The organism is Myroides sp. ZB35 (assembly GCF_001865835.1).
Lineage (GTDB): Bacteria > Bacteroidota > Bacteroidia > Flavobacteriales > Flavobacteriaceae > Flavobacterium > Flavobacterium odoratimimum.
Genome location: NZ_CP017769.1, coordinates 1,683,998 through 1,703,924, shown reverse-complemented (window position 1 = coordinate 1,703,924; position 19,927 = coordinate 1,683,998). Strand labels below are relative to the sequence as shown.

14 protein-coding genes are annotated in these 19,927 nt (G+C 35.5%); 9 read left to right on the top strand and 5 right to left on the bottom strand.

Annotated elements, in window-relative coordinates:
• The first annotated feature begins 89 nt into the window (after nt 1–89).
• Nucleotides 90–665 carry a hypothetical protein gene (locus BK054_RS07765; protein WP_006257420.1) on the top strand — a complete coding sequence of 192 codons (576 nt, stop codon included), beginning with the start codon at nt 90–92 and terminating at the stop codon, nt 663–665.
• Nucleotides 666–722: 57 nt separating this feature from the next.
• Here the strand turns inward: BK054_RS07765 and BK054_RS07760 are convergent, their stop codons facing one another.
• The 3 genes from BK054_RS07760 to BK054_RS07750 all read right to left on the bottom strand — a co-directional run bounded on the left by BK054_RS07760 (nt 723) and on the right by BK054_RS07750 (nt 3,254).
• Entirely contained in the window at nt 723–1,070 is a 348-nt protein-coding gene (locus tag BK054_RS07760) for a hypothetical protein (RefSeq protein WP_006257421.1), read from the bottom strand.
• A 12-nt stretch (nt 1,071–1,082) separates the two neighbouring features.
• A complete protein-coding gene (locus BK054_RS07755; protein ID WP_006262773.1) occupies nt 1,083–2,057 on the bottom strand; it encodes a polyprenyl synthetase family protein in 975 nt (324 codons plus the stop codon).
• 255 nt (nt 2,058–2,312) lie between these two features.
• Nucleotides 2,313–3,254: a hypothetical protein gene (locus BK054_RS07750; protein ID WP_058699255.1), complete on the bottom strand. Its 942-nt coding sequence runs from the start codon at nt 3,252–3,254 to the stop codon at nt 2,313–2,315.
• Between the two features lie 1,121 nt (nt 3,255–4,375).
• Here BK054_RS07750 and BK054_RS07745 point away from each other — a divergent pair.
• The 6 genes from BK054_RS07745 (at nt 4,376) to BK054_RS07720 (ending at nt 12,862) form a co-directional block, all read left to right on the top strand.
• Nucleotides 4,376–4,978, top strand: coding sequence for a TetR/AcrR family transcriptional regulator (locus BK054_RS07745; RefSeq protein WP_006257424.1), 603 nt, complete (start codon nt 4,376–4,378; stop codon nt 4,976–4,978).
• Nucleotides 4,978–6,297, top strand: coding sequence for a TolC family protein (locus tag BK054_RS07740; RefSeq protein ID WP_058699254.1), 1,320 nt, complete (start codon nt 4,978–4,980; stop codon nt 6,295–6,297). Before BK054_RS07745 ends, BK054_RS07740 begins: the two co-directional genes overlap by 1 nt.
• 30 nt (nt 6,298–6,327) lie before the next feature.
• A complete protein-coding gene (locus BK054_RS07735) occupies nt 6,328–7,389 on the top strand; it encodes an efflux RND transporter periplasmic adaptor subunit (protein WP_058699253.1) in 1,062 nt (353 codons plus the stop codon).
• Nucleotides 7,390–7,416: 27 nt separating this feature from the next.
• Nucleotides 7,417–10,602: an efflux RND transporter permease subunit gene (locus BK054_RS07730; protein ID WP_071307199.1), complete on the top strand. Its 3,186-nt coding sequence runs from the start codon at nt 7,417–7,419 to the stop codon at nt 10,600–10,602.
• 198 nt (nt 10,603–10,800) lie between these two features.
• Nucleotides 10,801–11,697 carry a helix-turn-helix domain-containing protein gene (locus tag BK054_RS07725; protein ID WP_006262767.1) on the top strand — a complete coding sequence of 299 codons (897 nt, stop codon included), beginning with the start codon at nt 10,801–10,803 and terminating at the stop codon, nt 11,695–11,697.
• Between the two features lie 163 nt (nt 11,698–11,860).
• Nucleotides 11,861–12,862: a beta-ketoacyl-ACP synthase III gene (locus tag BK054_RS07720; protein WP_006262766.1), complete on the top strand. Its 1,002-nt coding sequence runs from the start codon at nt 11,861–11,863 to the stop codon at nt 12,860–12,862.
• 116 nt (nt 12,863–12,978) lie between these two features.
• Here the strand turns inward: BK054_RS07720 and BK054_RS07715 are convergent, their stop codons facing one another.
• Complete coding sequence (locus BK054_RS07715; protein WP_006262765.1) at nt 12,979–13,263, bottom strand: helix-turn-helix domain-containing protein; 285 nt, start codon at nt 13,261–13,263, stop codon at nt 12,979–12,981.
• Nucleotides 13,264–13,731: 468 nt separating this feature from the next.
• On the opposite strand from BK054_RS07715, the gene BK054_RS07710 reads away from it, so the two are divergent.
• Together BK054_RS07710 and BK054_RS07705 are read left to right on the top strand one after the other, a co-directional pair.
• On the top strand, nt 13,732–16,113 hold the full coding sequence (locus BK054_RS07710; protein WP_058699251.1) for an outer membrane beta-barrel family protein: 2,382 nt from the start codon (nt 13,732–13,734) through the stop codon (nt 16,111–16,113).
• 30 nt (nt 16,114–16,143) lie between these two features.
• Complete coding sequence (locus BK054_RS07705; protein ID WP_058699250.1) at nt 16,144–18,513, top strand: TonB-dependent receptor domain-containing protein; 2,370 nt, start codon at nt 16,144–16,146, stop codon at nt 18,511–18,513.
• Nucleotides 18,514–18,612: 99 nt separating this feature from the next.
• Here BK054_RS07705 and BK054_RS07700 read toward each other — a convergent pair whose 3' ends face one another.
• Nucleotides 18,613–19,611, bottom strand: a complete 999-nt coding sequence (locus tag BK054_RS07700) for a 2-hydroxyacid dehydrogenase (RefSeq protein ID WP_058699249.1) — start codon at nt 19,609–19,611, stop codon at nt 18,613–18,615.
• Between the last annotated feature and the right edge of the window lie 316 nt (nt 19,612–19,927).

The window sequence follows — 19,927 nt, the reverse complement described above, 5'->3', positions numbered from 1 at the left end:
AAATATTATATCTACAAAAATACAACTCTTTATGACAAAACTATAAACTTTTGCTTATTTTTATCTTATAATTATTTTATAAAATTGAAATGAAAAGATTTAACATCAACTATTTACTGTTTTTTTTATCAATATCATTTTTTTTAGGTGGCTCTTTTTCCATTCTTGCACAAGATCAAGGAAATAGCTCCAAAAATTATGATTTTAATAAAAGGTGGAAATTTGGTGGAGGCCTTGGAGTTGGCTTCGGAAGTGGTTACACTGATGTGATGGTTGCTCCGAGTGCATTATACCAGGTTAACCCTTATTTTGCAGCAGGTGTAGGACTACAAGGAAGCTATATCAGCAGTAAAAACAGAAGCTACTACAACAGTAGTGTTAAAGAATACAACTCTTGGTTATACGGAGGTAGTATAATCGCACTGTCAAATCCTATACCTGAAATACAACTTTCGGCAGAATTAGAACAACTAAGAGTAAACAACACCTATAAGTATCACACAGGAGAAAAACTAGATGACAACTTCTGGAACACTGCTTTATTCTTAGGTATTGGATACAGTAACGGACCTGTTACAATCGGTGTTCGATACAATGTCCTATATAAAGAAAAAGACATGGTGTATGGAAGTGCCTATATGCCTTTCGTTAGATTTTACTTCTAACCATTATAGTATAAAACAGAAGAAGTACCCTTATGAGGTACTTCTTCTGTTTTATACTTACAGTGTACTTCGTATATACACCTTTTGATATTCTCGTTTTAGGATTAGAAAAGTCACTTGCTTTAAGTAATCCTCTATATCTACACTCTTAATAGCCTTGATATCTGCCTCAGCGATATCTATTCTATACAGTAGACTAGAGAACTTAGACACTGAAGTCTGTGTGACTATTTTATGCAACTGATTGTAAACTTCATAGACTAACTTAGAAGGGGTGTCTGCCACTATCTCTATAGAAGGATCCACAGTCATACGGAAGTCTTTCTCGACTTGCTTTACTAATTCTCCCAGTAGATTATACTCACCTACCTTCTGTTCTATATACAGTACAGCCTCTTCTATCATGACCTAGTCTGTTTATACTCTTCTATCCATTAGTTCATGACTAAATGTTCTCAATTGCTGTTTTTTATCTTCCGCAATATCCATTTGGTCTAAGATAGCTAATGCTTTAATCGTGTACTCCTCGATTAAGTTTTTAGAATCACTCGCAGACCCCGTCTCTATAAACAACTCTTTCACACGAGTTACTTTCTCCTCTGCATTCTGTTCTGTACTAGAGAAATAGTTTACTAGTTCCTCACGTTGTGATTCATTTGCATTCATTACTCCTTTTAGATATAAGAATGTCTTTTTGTTTTCTAAGATATCACCTCCCACTTGTTTACCAAATGTAGCTGCATCACCGAATGCGTCAAGATAATCATCTTGTAACTGGAACGCAACCCCTAAGTTAATACCAAAGTCATAGATATCCTCAGCATTCTTCTGGCTACTACGTGCTACGATAGCTCCCATCTTTAAGGCTGCTCCTACTAGTACTGCAGTTTTAAACTTAATCATCTGAATATACTCTGGAATACTCACATCATTTCTATTCTCGAAACAGATGTCCCATTGCTGTCCTTCACATACTTCAATAGCCGTTTTACTAAATAGTTTCGCTAAATCACGGAACGTATCGCTCTCATAGTTTTCAAAGTACTGATATGCTAATATCAACATCGCATCCCCTGACAAGATAGCCGTATTGGTATTCCACTTCTCATGTACCGTCTGATGCCCTCTTCTCAGTGGAGCATCATCCATGATATCATCATGCATTAAAGAGAAGTTGTGAAATAATTCGATAGCCGTAGCTGCGTGAATGGCTTTCTTAGGATCAATACCAAAAACATCAGCTGCCATTAAAGTCAATACTGGTCGAATTTGTTTTCCCCCTAATGATAATATATATGATATCGGTTCGTAAAGTTCCTTTGGAGTACCTGATAAAGAAATTGAATCTATAAATTCAGAAATCTGCTCTTTATACTTAACTATTGATTGCATTACTTAAATTATTTTGTGTAAAAATACGTGTTTTTTTCGAAGATAGTCATCTATATGCCTTTTTTAAACGGTTATCACTAATGCTTACGTATAAATATCATTCTGTCTACCTCCTTCTTATTTCACTATACAGGATGGCAATTGTATTCTTAATATATGTTGATTATGCTATTTAATCCTCTTATCTCCTCCTAGCAGTAGTACACCTATATACCTAACTTTAGTACAGAACGCCACGACTATATAGACTATTCCCTAGTTATCCGTCATCAGCCTTTCTTCCGTATCAGGCGCTATACGATGCTCAAAGCTAAAAGGGAGTGAGGTAACCTCAGCTCGTTTATACACCCTGATCATAAGCTTCTCTATCGGATGAGCAAATGCGATATACACCTGATCCCTCCCTTTATGAGGTATCCCTTTTTTTATATTTTTAGTTTCTCCAGTTCTAGAGATATCTCTTATGACCTTATTCTCTTCAGATATTCCATAGACTACCACATAATAATCGCTGTTATAAGGCAAATCTAGCGTCACTTCATTCTCATCTGCTTTCAGTAACTTTACTTCACCTATCTCTGTCTTTATTAATGGCTCCTTACCACTAATCTCATACGTATTGTGCTTTAGCATATCTATCGTACCATTATAGACAATAGAACGTATAGGCCTTTCTACGAGATACCCGAATACATTCACAGACTCATCATACACTTCCCATACTTTCAGTTCTAGTTGGGTTATTCTTTCTTTATCTAGATCTGTCAGTACATTATCTCTTTGGCGTTCTTCACTACTAATACGTTTTGTAGTTACATAGATTCCTGCCGCCTCACCAGAAGTACCATCGACATAATTAATTTTATGAGGAATCAATACTGGTAACAATTCAGGATTATCAAAAAAATAGCGCCTATCAGGCACACCTAGTACTTGATTTAAATCTATCATTTGTTTCTTAAATCTAGTAATCACACCTAATATACTATCTGTAATCACCTCCACCTCTTGTCCTGCGTAGAGTGCACTTAATCTAGCTTTCTTCTCTTCTGTAGTTAACTCTATTAACTCCCAACCAAAATTAGTCTCATCCATAGCCTCAATACTCTCCATCATCACCTCCTCTATAGAGGTATCAATAACCACCTGCTCTTCATCATCCTTACAGCTACTAAACAGCAGTACTAATGAGATCATGTTTATTAATAAAACTCTATACATATCTATATCCTATTCAATAATTTAGTAGCACCTCTACATTTATTTATATAACCCTAAAATACAACACTTTATTATATTTAATTAATATTTAAACAAATTAATCACTCCCTAATTAACAAAAAGCAATATCATTTTTATTCTATCTTATCTATTTAAGTGCAATTCTAAACTTTGGAGCTCTGTCATTTACAACCTGACATGACACTAAAAGACTTAGTTATTAATAACTAAGTCTTTTTAATTAAGCTTATTTTTCAAGTTTCAACCCTAACCCTAATCGAACCCTAATTTCTAAAATTCATCAGTAAAAAATAACTAATCAAGTTGTAAATACTTAACTCGCAAACTATAAATCTCCATAATAGTCTATTATGGTGATAATGCCTACTTATGGATGTATTGCCCTACTATGACTAGCACATATAATCACAACTCACTAATACTCAAAACACAACATATATTAACTCCCATACCCTTCGGATAGTGTTCGGTAATATGCAGTATTTACTAGGGGTAAAAGGTTATTTACCGAACTATATTCATCTCACACCCGAATCATCTCATACTAACCAACCAAACACCTCCTACTATATTATTTACCTTCCTATAGCGATGGTCATTTTAGTGTCCCTATTATCACAAATATTCCTTTCGCCCTACTCCAATCTCAAATGCCTTGTTACTATCGCAATCGTAGTTTGATAGCATAGTGATCGCATAAAAAACAGCCTTAATTATGTGACCACTATGCGATAAGTATCCGATAACTATGCGAACAGTGCCCAAAAATCAAACGCGACGCAGTACTAACAAAGGTTTCAGTAGTAGATAGCATTGCAGTACCTCTAAAGATGAGTATATCTTCTAAGCGAGACAATATTGTTCGTAAATATGATCGTTATAACCTATTCTTCACTTTGTTTAGAAACTTTTTTATATCAAAAAGTTTTCTCTAGAAAAGAACATTACACACTCATATACAATATTTTACAAAGTTTAAAAAACTAATACATACGTTAAAGTTTCCCTAATTAGCATGGAAACGAATTTATTATTAACGTTTCCAAACTATATTTGCCCTACAAATAATTAAGAACATGGAAACCCAAATATTAGAAAAAGCAACCCAAATGTTTCTTAGTCAAGGTTTTAAAACAGTGACTATGGATGATATCGCAGCAGAATTAAGTATCTCTAAAAAAACAATCTACCAACACTATGCTTCTAAACCAGAATTAATAGAAAAAGCACTAGCGAGTATAAATGCTAAGTTTCTAAACACAATAGAGCAGACGCTAAAAGAGGGTAAAGAAGCTATCCCAGAAATACTAGCTGCACATGATGACATCAATGAGACCTTCTTAATAGACTCTTCTGCTTGCTTCTATCAGCTGACGAAGTATTATCCTAAACTAGCGCAAAAGCAAAAGGTATTTCATGAGAAAAAATATGTACGCCTTATAGAACAGAACCTTGAAAAAGGGATCAAAGAAGGAGTATATCGCTCTGAGATAGACATAGACTATGTAGCTAGATTTCACATCGCATCCTTAGTGGCGATAGAAGACCTAGACTACTTCCCTGACTCGGGCTATAGTCATCTAGAGATACATGCACTACACCTAGAGTATCACATACGCAGTATCGCTACGGATAAAGGATTAAAAATATACAAAGAATTAACCCAGAAGAATAGATAATGAACAGCTTTAAAATAACGCTTATTACACTATTAGCGACTTTTATTGTAAATGCACAGGAGCCTTTAAGTCTTAAAGATGCACTGCACTATGCCTTACAGCACAAAGCTGAGGCTAAGCAAGCTAGCCTGGATATCGAGAACAGTCAGTATCAGATAGAAGAAGTCAGAGCGAATGCACTACCTCGTATAGATATAGAAGCGAACTTACTGAACAATGTGAAGATACAGGAGATGCCTCTAACGATGGGTGGACAGACACAGATGATTCCCTTTAATCTAAAGTGGAACTCTAGTATCACTGCTACAGCGTCACAAGTACTGTTTAACCAAGCTGTCTTCATGGGGCTTAAAGCGGCACGCACTGCTAAAGAATTTTACATTATCAATAAGGAGCTTACAGATGAGCAAATTATAGAGAAAGTAGCGAGTACATACTATCAGGTATATCAGACGAAAGCTATGCTGAAGACGATAGAGACTACGATAGAGAGTACTACGAAAATAAAAGATATTATAGAGAACCTACACAGCAATGGACTGGCTACACAGATAGACTTAGACCGTACTAAGGTGAGCCTTAGTAATATCAAAGCTACTAGACAGAAGATCGTCAATGCGATAGACTTACAAGAGAATGCACTAAAGTTCTTTATGGGAATGGATGTAAACACGCCTATCTCGATGCCAGACACGACTTTCACAGTAGATGACAGTGGTATACTAGCAGAGAATAGAATAGATGACAGAACAGAAATACACCTATTAGAGAAACAAAAAGACCTACTAGAGTACAAGAGAAAGTCTATCGTTGCGGACTATTATCCATCGTTAGCAGCCTTCGGAAACTTCGCTTATCAAGGGCTTGGAGACAAACTACCATGGGGAGGTTCTACAGCAGATAAAGTGTATTGGATGAATACCTCAGCAGTAGGATTACAACTAAAGATACCTGTGTTTAGTGGGTTCGCTACACGCTCTAAGGTGAGACAAGTAGAAATCGAACAAAAGAAAGTGGATGTACAAATACACGATGTGAAAGAGGCACTATCACTAGACTTTAGCAATGCGCAGAAGTCCCTAGAGAATGCTCTAATCACCATAGATATTCAGAAAGATAATGTAGGTTTAGCCAAAAGTATACTGTCTAATATTCAGAATAACTATAAGCACGGTCTGGCTTCACTAACAGACTTACTCAATGCTGAGAATGCCTATACGGAGGCAGAGAATAACTATACTACATCTATGCTAGACTATAAACTAGCACAGATCCAATTAATAAAAGCTCAAGGAGAGTTAAAGACATTATTAGATTAATCGTACAAAAAATCTAACATCACTATCATCATGAAAAAAATTATTATCGCCTTAGTACTAGTCGTTTTAGGAGGAGGTCTTGTCTATATATTATCAAGTAATAAAGCTAAGAATGACCGCGAAACAGCTATCGTGGCTGAGCGCAGTGCAGAGGTAACGGTGAGAGCAGAACAAGCTAAACTGCAGGTATTCGATGCTTCCTATAAAGCCAATGGAAACTTCATGCCAGAACAAGAAGTTACAATTTCCGCAGAAACACCTGGACGTATCCATAAACTATTAGTAGATGAAGGGTCTCGTGTACAGAAAGGTCAAGTATTAGCACTGGTAAATAGCGATCAGATCAATGTACAGATACAGAATGCCGAAGCAGCCTTAGCTACTGCTAAAGCTGACGCTACTCGATTTGAGAGTGCTTATAAGACTGGAGGAGTAACTCAACAACAGTTGGATCAAGTGCGTCTTATGCTAAAAAATGCAGAGGCTAACCTGAAGTCTGCTCGTATCACGGCAAGTGATGCTAATATTAAGGCTCCTATCAGTGGTATCATTAATAAGAAACACGTAGAGTTAGGATCTTTCGTAGCGCCAGGTGCTCCACTATTTGATCTAGTGAATGTAGCACAGCTTAAGTTAAGAGTGAATGTAGATGAGAGCCATGTGGCTAATCTAAAAGAAGGAGATATCATCCCGGTAAAAGCAAGTGTATTGCCTAATGACACCTTCCAAGGTAAAGTGACATTCATCGCTCCTAAAGCAGATGCTGCGCTTAACTATCCTGTAGATTTATTAATTGCTAACAACCAAGAAAACAAATTAAGAGCAGGTATGTATGGCTCAGCGCTATTCGATGGAGAGAAAGATGCTGGTACTCCTATCCTATTAGTACCACGTAATGCATTCGTAGGTAGTGTTAGTTCTAATCAGGTGTACACTATCGTACAAGGCAAAGCAGTATCTAAGAAAGTAATAGCAGGTCGCAACTTCGGAGACTTCGTAGAAGTACTAGAAGGTCTTAAAGAAGGTGAGACTGTTATCACATCAGGACAAATCAACCTAACAGAAGGTGCGCCTGTATCAATCATTAAATAACATCCTCTAAAATCAAAGGATCGACTTATGAAAATAGCCGAAATATCAATAAAACGTCCTAGTATCATTATCGTAATGTTCATCACATTACTACTAGGTGGTTTATTTAGTTATAAAAATCTGAGTTACGAATTAATTCCTAAGTTTGAAGTAAACGTAATTACAGTAGCCACAGTCTATCCAGGAGCTTCACCTGCTGAGATAGAAAACACAGTAACCAAAAAAATAGAAGATGCTGTAGCCTCGCTAGAGAACGTAAAGAAAGTAGAAGCCATGTCATTCGAGAGTTTGTCTACCGTGATGATATACTTAAACTCTACTGCTGACGTAGATCTATCTCTTAACGATGCGCAGCGCAAGATCAACGCTATCCTAAAGGACTTACCTAAGGACGTAGATCCTCCTTCTCTACAGAAGTACTCACTGAGTGACTTACCTATCCTTACACTAAGTATCACGAGTGACTTAACAGAGAAAGAGCTATATGACTTATTAGACAAAAAGATACAACCTATCTTCTCTCGTGTGAATGGAGTCGCTAAGGTAGAGCTTATCGGAGGTGAAGAAAGACAGATACAAGTATTACTAGATCCTAAAAAGCTAGAAGCCTATGGTCTGAGCGTACCTATGGTACAGCAGATCATCTTAGGGTCTAACCTAGACTTCCCTACAGGTAACGTAAAGTCGAATGACAAACAAACCATCATCCGCCTAGAAGGGAAATACAAGGATGTAGAGGAAATGAGAAAGCTAGTCATCGCTTCTCAGGGGGGTATAGATATTCGCTTAGGTGATGTAGCTGATGTACAGGACGGTATTAAAGAGATCGAAAAGATCGCCCGTCTAAATCAGCAATCTACTATCTTAATGCAAGTCATCAAACAGTCTGATGCCAATGCGGTGACTGTATCAGAGCTAACACATGAGACTATCACAGAAGTAGAACGCAACTACAGTGACCATAACGTTCAAATCAAAGTAGCCAATGACTCTTCAGAGTTCACTCTAGAGGCAGCGAATGCTGTAATGTTTGACTTATTCTTAGCGATAGTCTTAGTGGCATTCGTGATGTTGTTCTTCTTACACAGTTTGAGAAACGCAATCATCGTGATGGTGGCTATCCCACTATCTTTGATTGCAACATTTATTGGGATATACTTATTGGGGTACACGCTAAACTTACTGAGTTTACTAGCTCTATCCTTAGTAGTAGGTATACTAGTAGATGATGCCATCGTAGTGATAGAGAATATCCACCGACACATGGAGATGGGTAAAAACAAAGTACGCGCATCGTATGATGGAGCTAAAGAGATTGGGTTCACTGTTACTGCTATTACTTTAGTAATCGTAGTTGTATTCTTACCGATCGCGATGTCATCAGGTCTAGTACCGAATATCATTAAACAGTTCTGTGTGACTGTAATTATAGCTACTATGCTATCCTTATTAGTATCATTCACTATTGTACCTTGGTTATTCTCTAGATATGGACGTATAGAAGTGATTAAGCCCTCTACCTTCTTTGGTAAGATTATACATGGATTCGAAAAGGGGTTAAACTCATTCACACATGGGATTTCTAATTTACTAGTATGGTCGTTAAACTCTACTCGTAATACAATCATTGTTATTGTAATCGTAGCGATATCCTTCTTTGCATCGATCGCCTTATTACCGATGGGGTATATCGGAGCAGAGTTCTTCCCTAAGACGGATAAAGGAGAATTCTTAGTACAATTAGAACTAGATAAAGATGCGTCGTTACAACAGACAAATAAAGTGACTCAAAAGGTAGAAGACTTCTTAAGCACTAAACCTGAAATAGTAGATATGATCACTACCGTAGGTCAATCTTCTGAAGGATATGGTGGAGCACAAGCTACTAAATACAAGTCTGAGATACACGTAATCCTAACAGATAAGAAAGAGCGTAAAGAGAACTCATTCGTATATGCTGCACAGCTAAAGAATGAGCTAGCACCACTCATCGCTGAGGCAAAAGTAAAGACTGTACCCGTAGGACTAATCGGAGCTGAAGAAGCACCTCTAGCCTTAACAGTAACAGGATCTACCTTAGACGATGCGATGGACTTCGCCATACAAGCGAAAGAACTATTAGATAAAATACCGGGTACGATGGAGACAAAGCTGACTACGGAAACGGGTAGCCCTGAGATCAATGTACAGGTAAACCGTGATAAGATGGCTGCACTAGGTCTAGATATGTACACAGTAGGGATGACCATGCAAACAGCGTTCAACGGGAATACAGATGGTAAGTTTAGAGCTGGAGAATATGAGTACGACATCAATATCAGATTTCAGGAATATGCTAGAACGACGATAGATGATGTAAAAGAGATCAGCTTTAAGAATAATGTAGGGCAAGATATAAAGCTAGCTCAGTTCGCAGATATTAAGTATAGTTCTGGTCCCTCTATCCTAGAGCGTAGAGATAAGAGTCCGTCTGTGACTATTAAATCTCAAACGATAGGACGCGCTCCTGGTGCGATAGCAGAAGAGTGGGTACCACAGTTCGAACAGTTAACCATAAAACCTGGTGTTAAATACTTATGGACTGGAACGATGGAGGATCAAGAAGAAGGATTTGGTACACTAGGAGTAGCTTTATTAGCTGCTATTATATTAGTGTACTTAGTAATGGTAGCGCTATATGATAGTTTCTCTAAGCCATTCATCGTAATCTTCTCTGTACCGCTGTCATTCATTGGAGCATTATTAGCATTAGCGATAGCAAATATATCACTGAATATATTCACGATACTGGGTATCATTATGCTAATCGGTCTGGTGTGTAAGAATGCTATCTTACTAGTAGACTTTGCTAATCACAGAGTAGATGCTGGAGATAGTGTACACGATGCATTAATTGCCGCTAACCATGCGCGTCTACGCCCAATCTTAATGACGACTATCGCGATGGTGATCGGGATGGTGCCTATCGCATTAGCAAATGGTGCAGGTGCTGAGATGAATAACGGGCTAGCAGTAGTGATCATCGGAGGGCTACTATCCTCTCTACTACTGACCTTAGTCATCGTGCCTATCATCTACTCTATCTTCGACAAGATAGGAAGCCGATTCTCTAAAAAAGAAAAAGTAGATTATAATGAGCTAATGACTGCTGACTATGACTACAATGAAGGCTTTATCGATGAGTTCACAGCTAAACATATAGATAAAAAATAATAGAACATTCATAACAACAAGCAGAAACCTCTGGGAGATATCATATTCTCTCAGAGGTTTTGATTTTATAGCACTTATGTATAGCTGTTTTATAGATAGATAATAATCAAACTCTCTCATACGTTTATTAATCTATATTAACTTCTATCTACAATCTAATCACTAATTTTAGAAAATAATTAAAACTGTAGATTCATCGTGGATACTTCATATATACAAGTCTATTCTCTAAGCGATATAACGCATCGCTATAAGAATGTTCTAACGGACAAAAGATTAGCTATACTAGATATAGGCCCTAAGCACAAGCAGTATTTCGTTATTGATAAACCTTATCAGTTTACCACCTTTGGGTTAATCTTAGTGACAGGGGGTAGATGTGAGATTACGATTAATCTAGAACCTACTATCATTAAAAAGGATGACTTACTAGTAGTGCTACCTAATCAATTCTTTGAGATCAAAAGACTAACAGAAGACTTCTCTGTAAAGACGGTATTCATTGACCCAGACCTATTCTTAGAAGCGGGGTTTCACGTCAAATCTCATAGTTTGGTTTCTTTCTTATCTTCTGAATACCCTAAGATTATCACCTTGACTAGAGAGGTGTTTAGAGAGTTTAAAAACAATATCAAAAGGCTGACACAACTGTCTTATAACACAGATAATATCTATGCTAAACAACTCATCATACACCACTTCTCTATACTGATGTATGAACTAGGCAACTTCTACAGCAAAACTGTATTACAAAAAAGTAATACTAAACTGATGAGGAGAGAAGAGTTGGCAAAAAAATTCATTTACCTTGTTTCAACTCATTTCAAGAAAGAGAGAAGTGTACAGTTCTATGCAGAATCCATGTATATCAGTAGAAAGCACCTTACAAAAATCATAGTAGAGGTGTTCCAAAAAACGCCAAAACAAATCATATCTGAAACCATAATCTTAGAGGCTAAGGTACTCCTTAGAAATCCTAAATCATCTATCACAGATATCATTAATGAGTTGAACTTTACAGATTTATCCGTGTTTAGTAAGTTTTTTAAAACGCATGCAGGAGTATCTCCTACTGATTTTAAAAATAATCTATAAAGTTTATTTAGAAGCCTTTGGTATAAAAACGTCTTTTAGACAATTATTGCCGTTTAATTATCTATTATAAAACAAGTAATAATAACGATATTTGATGCATAAAATCTAAAGATAGCAAGAGTTAAGAAGATTTAACTCACTTGAAATAAAGACGCATAACAATATGATAAAAACAACTACTCACAAAACTATATACGCAAATATCACAGCGATCGGTGGGTATGTACCTGAGCAAAAAAGAACGAATGAGGACTTAGCTAAGGTAACAGACACGTCTGATGAATGGATTACAAAAAGAACAGGAATAAAAGAGAGAAGAATACTTGAGAAAGGACTAGCTACTTCTGATATGGCTGTAAGAGCCATAGAAAATCTAATCACTACCTATAACAAAAAACTAACAGATATAGACGCTATCATAGTAGCTACGTCTACACCTGATATGCCTATGCCTGCTACAGCAAATATTGTATGCGAAAAATTAGGGATAGAGAATGTATGGGGATTCGATGTCAATGCTGCCTGTTCGGGATTTTTATATGCATTAGACCTAGGAGCTTCTCTAGTAGAAAGCCAACGTTATAAAAACGTAGTAGTCATCGGGGCAGATAAGATCAGTGCGTACGTCAATATTCATGATCGCTCTACGAATATACTATTCGGTGATGGTGCAGGTGCAGTATGGTTAGAGCCTTCTACAGAGATAGGTGTTATGGATGCACTAATGCAGAGTAATGGCCAAGGAAAAGCATTCTTAAATATAGAGGGTGGTGGTTCATTATATCCTAATACTGATCTAGAAGAGGATGATGACAAAAAATATATCAAACAAGATGGTAAAGTAGTCTTCAAACAGGCTATACAGTCTATGAGTGATGCTTGTCTAAATGTTCTAGAAAGAAACAACCTTACAGTAGAAGATGTCAACTGGCTGGTACCTCATCAGGCAAACAAAAGAATCATCGATGCTGTAGGGAAGCAAATAGAAATACAAGAAGAGAAGACATTAGTCAATATCGCTAACTACGGTAATACTATTGCGGCAACTATCCCATTGTGTATTTGGGAAAATACAGATAAGATTAAAAAAGGAGACTTAGTGCTTCTAACAGCATTTGGAGCAGGGTTCTCATGGGGAGCTAGCTTATTGCGTTGGTCAATATAATCACCTTTGTAAATACATAAAAAGTCCTTCGAATAACACCATATTCGAAGGACTTTTTTTATATCTCTTATTTCGGTATAAACTCTCTTCTTAATGAAAGTTTGTTCATCTATTTCTTAGATATACTTAGCTGGGTATTCTATCCCTTTCGCATCTAAATAAGCTAAAAGCTCATTATGCTTATTCTCTATATTAGAGATACATTCACAAGAAATAGGACAAATAGCTGCTGGAGATATTTCTAAAATCTTAGCGATTTCATACAACACCTCATTCTTTAGCTTTGTTTTTCCACTCTCTATATCAGAATATGCCTTTTGCGAAATTCCTAATCTTTCAGCGACATACTCTTGTGAATAGCCTGAATTCTTTCTTATACTCTTGATTCTTTCAATATCCATAGCATTACTTTTAAAGACTGACTTCCCGTAAAACACTAATTTTACACTAATCTATGTAACAAAAGTACCACTTTTCTGCATATAAAGTAAAACATATCAAAAATATACTTAATTTTGTAGAACAAATTTTCATAAACAACAAGCCAGTCTAGCTCAAAATGATTAAAACTTCGATTTGAAATTCATTAATCATATAATCTAGCCTAAGAAAACTGCTTCCCCAAGCAGTTTTCTTTGTTTATAGACCTATCAATTCGTACAACTGTACAACTTTTTTTACTTCTACTGAACATTACTGACCTTTGGTGTTCAAAAAATGTTCATTTTCAGAAAAAAGCTGTTCGATAATGAACAGTACCTTATTTCAACACAAACTCAAATAACTAAATAACAACACCTTACAATATATTTAATTTATTGGCACACAAATAGAATTATACTTTACAAACAAGTAAACTATAAAACTCAATGAAAGCATTATTTATCTCAACTGCTTTATTCTTAACTGCATTAAGTGTAAATGCACAAAACACATTAAAAGGGTCTGTACAGAATACAGAAAAAGCTCCTGTGGACTTTGCAGAAATATACTTACTAGACACAAAAGGTAACTTAGTACAATCTGCCTTCACAAACGAACAAGGGACTTTCGAGATACACGATATAGAAAATAATACATACGCATTCCAAATCCACAGTTTCGGAGTAAAAGCCTATGACAAAAATATAGAAGTAAACCAATCTTTAGATTTAGGAACTATCACGATACAACAAGATACTAAACTAGACGAGATCGTAGTAGAGTCAACTAAGAAAGTATTCGAGCGCAAAGTAGACCGCACTGTATTTAATATCGAGAACTCTGTACACGCTACGAATAACGATGCTGTAGATTTATTAAAACTAACTCCTAGTCTTAAAGTAGATAACGAGAATATCTCTATCGTAGGTAAAAGTAATGTACGTGTAATGATTAATGATAAACTAGTACAGCTAACTGGTGAACAACTACTACAATACCTAAAAAGCATTCCGTCTGACAATATCAAAAAAATAGAAGTAATCACTACACCTCCTGCTAAATATGATGCTGAAGGAAATAGTGGATTAATCAATATAGTCTTAAAAGAAGCTCTTCCTGATGCGTGGAATAACCAAATCAGTGCAGGTTATAAACAATCGACTAAGAACTTATTCAGAATTAGTGATGTGTTTAGTTATAATAAAAATAAAGTATCGCTAAAAGCAGGAATTACTGGCAGCAAGGGAGGGTTTAATGTTGTAGAGAACTCAACAGTCTACTATCCAACTGAAACTTGGAATGGAAAAAGTACGCGCTACAACAATAATGACTACTTATCAGGTAACTTCCAGATAGATTATCAGATCACTGATAAAACATCAATAGGAGCTCAATACAATGGAGGAATGGGAGATCCTAAGTTTGATGATGGTGGTCTTATTACTGTTAATAACCTTGTTAATAACCCTGTGAAATACGTCAAAACTAACGCTAAAAATGACGGAGTTAATAACACTCACTCTGCTAATATAAATCTAGTACATAAGATTGATACTCTAGGAACTAAGTATTCAATAGACGTTGACTACTTCAACTATGTGAACAACAAAGAGAGACTTTTCAACACAAATACAACAACTGTTGATAACTCTGTTAACAATATGTTCATAGCAAACTCTACGGGTAATCAAAAAATAGAAAACTTCAGCGCTAAGATAGACTTCGAACAACCCTTAAAATGGGCTAAATTATCTTATGGAGCTAAGGCAAGTTTTGTTGTAACAAATAACAAAACAAACTTCTTTAATCTATCATCTGGTACACCAATAGAAGACTTGAAACAAAAAGACAACTTTGAATACAAAGAAAATACACAAGCTTTATACATTAATGCTAGTAAAGAATTTAATGATAAATGGACTGCTCAAGTAGGATTGAGATTGGAAACAACGCAGACTACTGGAACATCTGTGGTATATGACATCAAGAATAAAAAGAACTATGCGAAACTATTTCCTACTGTCTATATAGCTTATAAGGTAAATGATGATAATACAGTATCGATCAACTACAACAGACGTATCTCTAGACCTGCGTTCTGGGAGTTGAATCCTTTTAAATGGTATATCACGGAGTACAGTGTAGCTGAAGGAAACCCTAAACTACAACCAGCCTTTACAGACAAAGTAGAGTTTAATTATAACTATAAAGGTAAACTAGACTTTAGTATGTCTTATTCGAATACGAAAGACGAATACTCTCAGTATCCAATAGTAGATATAGCAACTAATAAAACACTTTATCTACGAGATAATATATTAGATTATACAAGATATAACGCTGGAGTGAGTTATACATTTAATACGTTCCCTTGGTTACAATCTCAAAATGGTTTCTATGCATTCTATGCTGAATCTAAGCTTAGTAAAGATGTAAAATTAGACATAAACAATGGAGGTGGTTATTACTTCACATCGAATAATACAGCTTATCTAAACTCATCTAAGACATGGACTGCTCAAGTAGACTTCTGGTACCAACCAAGTTTAAAAGTAGGTATCTGGGAAGTAACTGAGGTCTATGCATTAAACTTAGGAATGAAATATGCCATGCTTGACAAAAAGTTAAACCTATCAATCTATGCTAATGACATCTTTAAAACTGGTTCGCAGACAGCTTCTACCAATACAAACAATGTAAATCAAAAATACTATAACTACTACGACCAACGTTATTTCAATTTAGGTGTAAGTTACTCATTTGGAAATAGTAAGATCAAAGTAAGAGATCACCAAGGTGGTAACGCTGAAGAAAGAAACAGAAAATAATATAATACAACCTACTACAACTAACTAACGATGAAAAACTTATTCACATTACTTTTAACTATTCTATGTAGTCAATTCATACTAGCACAGTCTTCTATCAAGGGGACTGTGGTAGATCAAACGAATACCCCTGTAGATTATGCGGAGATACAACTATTTCGACCTAATGATACTTTTGTAAAACAGAGTTTCTCTGACGAAACAGGTCTATTCAGTATGGAGGATATTGCCAAAGGAGATTATGTACTTAAGATATTCCACTTAGGTCAATTAGTAAGTGAACAACAATTAGCAGTTCAGAGTGATGTCGATCTAAAAAATATCTCCGTAAAAAATGATCAACAACTAGATGAGATCGTTCTACATGCTGAAAAAAGATTAGTAGAACGAAAAGTAGATAGACTGGTGTACAATACAGCAAATAGTATCGCTTCTCAAGGAATGGACGCTTTAGAAGCACTAGCTACTACGCCAATGGTCAAAGTACAAAACGACAAAATCAGTATCAGTGGTAAAAACAATGTCCGTATCATGGTAGATGATAGAATGCTAGAACTACAAGGGGATGCACTAACAAATTATCTGCGTACACTGCGCTCTGATGATATCGAAAAAATAGAAGTAATAACAACTCCTTCTGCTAAATATGAAGCGAGTGGTAATGCAGGTATCATCAATATCATCTTAAAAAAGAATAAACGCATGGGAGTATATGGAACAGTGAGTTCTAACTATTCATATAACAACTATAATTCTGGTGGTGGTAATGGTAGCTTAAACTATCAAAATAAGAAATGGAGTGTAATGCTTAAAGGTAATATCAATAATAGTAACAATTCTAACACCAATGACAACACTTATCAAGATGACAAGAGATACTTAGGGAATAACTCTTTAAATGAATCTTCTTATAAAAATAGAGGTGCTAGTATTACTACTAACTATCAGCTGACAGACAATGCTGTTATAGGTGGTTCATACAATTATACTAAATTCTCTGGGGATCCTAGAGCATTTACAGCTTCTACTTATAAAAGTTATCCTTTTACAGCAACTGACTCTATTATTAATTCAGTAAACCGATCTTATACTAAAAACAACTATCATACAGCTAATCTATTCTTTGATCAGAAACTAGATACATTAGGGAGTAAAATAGCTATAGGTGCTAATTATTTCTCTAATTCACCAGACCAATCATTTGATATCAAAGAATTTGATAATAGCTCTGTACTTAGAAGATATAATACCTATACTAATACGCTTAAGTATAGTGTATATAGTCTAAATGCGGATTTAACTTATCACTTGCCTTGGGCAGAAGTAGAGTTTGGAGCAAAGTATACTACTTATGACAATAAAGCTCAAGTAACTTATTTTAATATCAAGAATGGCAATGCTACATTAGATCCTCTAAAGAGTAATCGATTTAACTACACTGAAGATAACTACGCTGCATACCTAAGTTTTACTAAACAGCTAACAGAGAAGTGGAGTGTAAAAGGTGGAATGCGCTATGAGCAAACAGAGGCAAAAGGTCATCAACTAGATAATAACGAGAAGTTCACGAAGTCTTATGGTAAGTGGTTCCCTACAGCGTATGTATCATTCACGCCTAATGAGACACACTCATTTAGTTTTAACTACTCTAAGCGTATTAATAGACCATACTCTAATGTCTTAAATCCGTTTAAGTATTATTCTAATAGCTATACATATCATCAAGGTAATCCAGAACTTAATCCTTCTTATACAAACAACTACGAACTAAGTTATGTATATAATGGGGCACTATCTGTGAATCTTAATTACTATCATATGACTGATCAGTTTGATTACATGAATAAATACATAGACGGTGTATTCATGAGTTCGACATACAATATGCTTAACAGTGACAACTATGGTGTGGATGTATCTTATAACAATGCGATAACAGCCTGGTGGGAAACAAATTCAGGATTAGAATACATAATATCTTCTCCATATTACAGAAATGAAGCAGCAACACAAGTAGGACTAAAAGGAAACTTATTTGATTACTATTCACAGAACACATTCTCTGTAAATAACGCAAAGACCTTAAAACTATTACTTAACTGGTATCACCAAATACCACATAAGGAAGATAATACAAGATACAGCTCATATAGCTCACTCTCATTTGGGGCTAAGCTAGCTTTATTAGACAAAAAACTGAATGTTAATATGACCATGCAGGACATCTTCAATACTGGTAAGAGCAATGGTACTTCTTATTACAAGGATAATGTACAGTCTTTCAAGAACTCTTGGAACTCTCGTAGATTCAGTATAAGTGCATCCTATACATTCGGTAACTCTAAGAACAAGAAAGCAATACAAGAAGCAAATTTCGAAGATAAAAACAGAAGTAATTAAATGAATTGAGTTAGTTAGAACAATTATTACTTAGAGGGGCTGTTTCATTATAGAATGAGACAGCCCCTTGTCTTACATAAAATCTCAAAAATAAATCAGTTATAGTTCAGCATTTCTACCTACTATCTCATTATTCGTTTTAAGTTGTTTTAGGTTATCTAATGTAATAAAGGCTATCTGAGTCAGTGCTTCATCTGTAAAGAAAGCCTGATGAGCAGTTACTAATACATTTGGGAACGAAGTCAATAATTGTAAACGTTCGTCCTCTAATATTGTACCTGATAAGTCTCTAAAAAACACCTTCTCTTCTTGCTCGTATACATCTATTCCCAAAGCTCCTATTTTCTTTGCTCTTAACCCTTGTATAATAGCGTGCGTATCGATCAGTTTACCTCTACTCGTATTAATCAGCATTACTCCATCTTTCATTTTACTAATCGTATCTTCATTAATCAGATGCATCGTATCTGGTGTAAGTGGACAGTGTAGCGAAATAATATCAGACTTCGTAAATAGTTCTTCCAACTCTACATAACGAATCCCTTCAGCTTCTAATTGTTCATTTTTATAAATATCATAAGCTAGCACTTCAGTACCTAAAGCTTTCATCATGCGACAAAAAACCGCGCCTATATTACCCGTACCTATAATTCCGACTGTCTTTTTATAGATATTCGTTCCTAACAATCCATTTAAAGAGAAGTTTTGTTCTCTAACGCGATTATACGCCTTGTGAATCTTTCTATTAATAGTAAATAGCATAGCTAGTGTATGCTCTGCTACTGCTTCTGGAGAATACGCAGGTACACGACAAACTCGTATATTATGTTGATGAGCAGCATCCAAATCTACGTTATTAAACCCTGCGCAACGAAGAGCAATATACTTAACATCCTTTTTAGCTAGATTACTAATCACCTCAGCGTCTACTTTATCATTTACGAATACACATACTACATCAGTACCTTCTGTAATCACATTCACTGTTTGTTCATCCAAACCTGTTTCAAAGTATTCTAATTCAAAGCCAAATTGTTTATTCTCCTTATCAAAGAATGTCACATCATAAGGTTGCGTAGAAAAAAAAGCAATCTTCATATCTTACTATTTTTAATATTATTATTTCTGTCTCTATGAGGCAAGGTGTTTGCCTTGTTTCACTTATTAAAGTTACTGATAAAAAACCATTAAACCACGTAATGCGACTTCTTTTCCCCAATAAACGTAGGGTTAAAAGCAATCCTTTGAATAACACTTTTATATATCTTCATTTATCTTCAAAATCTTATGAAGTAAACTAAGAAAAAAAGGACACTACAAAAACATAAAACTAAACAAATCAACTCATTACAAAAACAACTATTTATTCTAGTCTATAAATCCTCCTAACCCACTCCAATTAATAATATTTTCC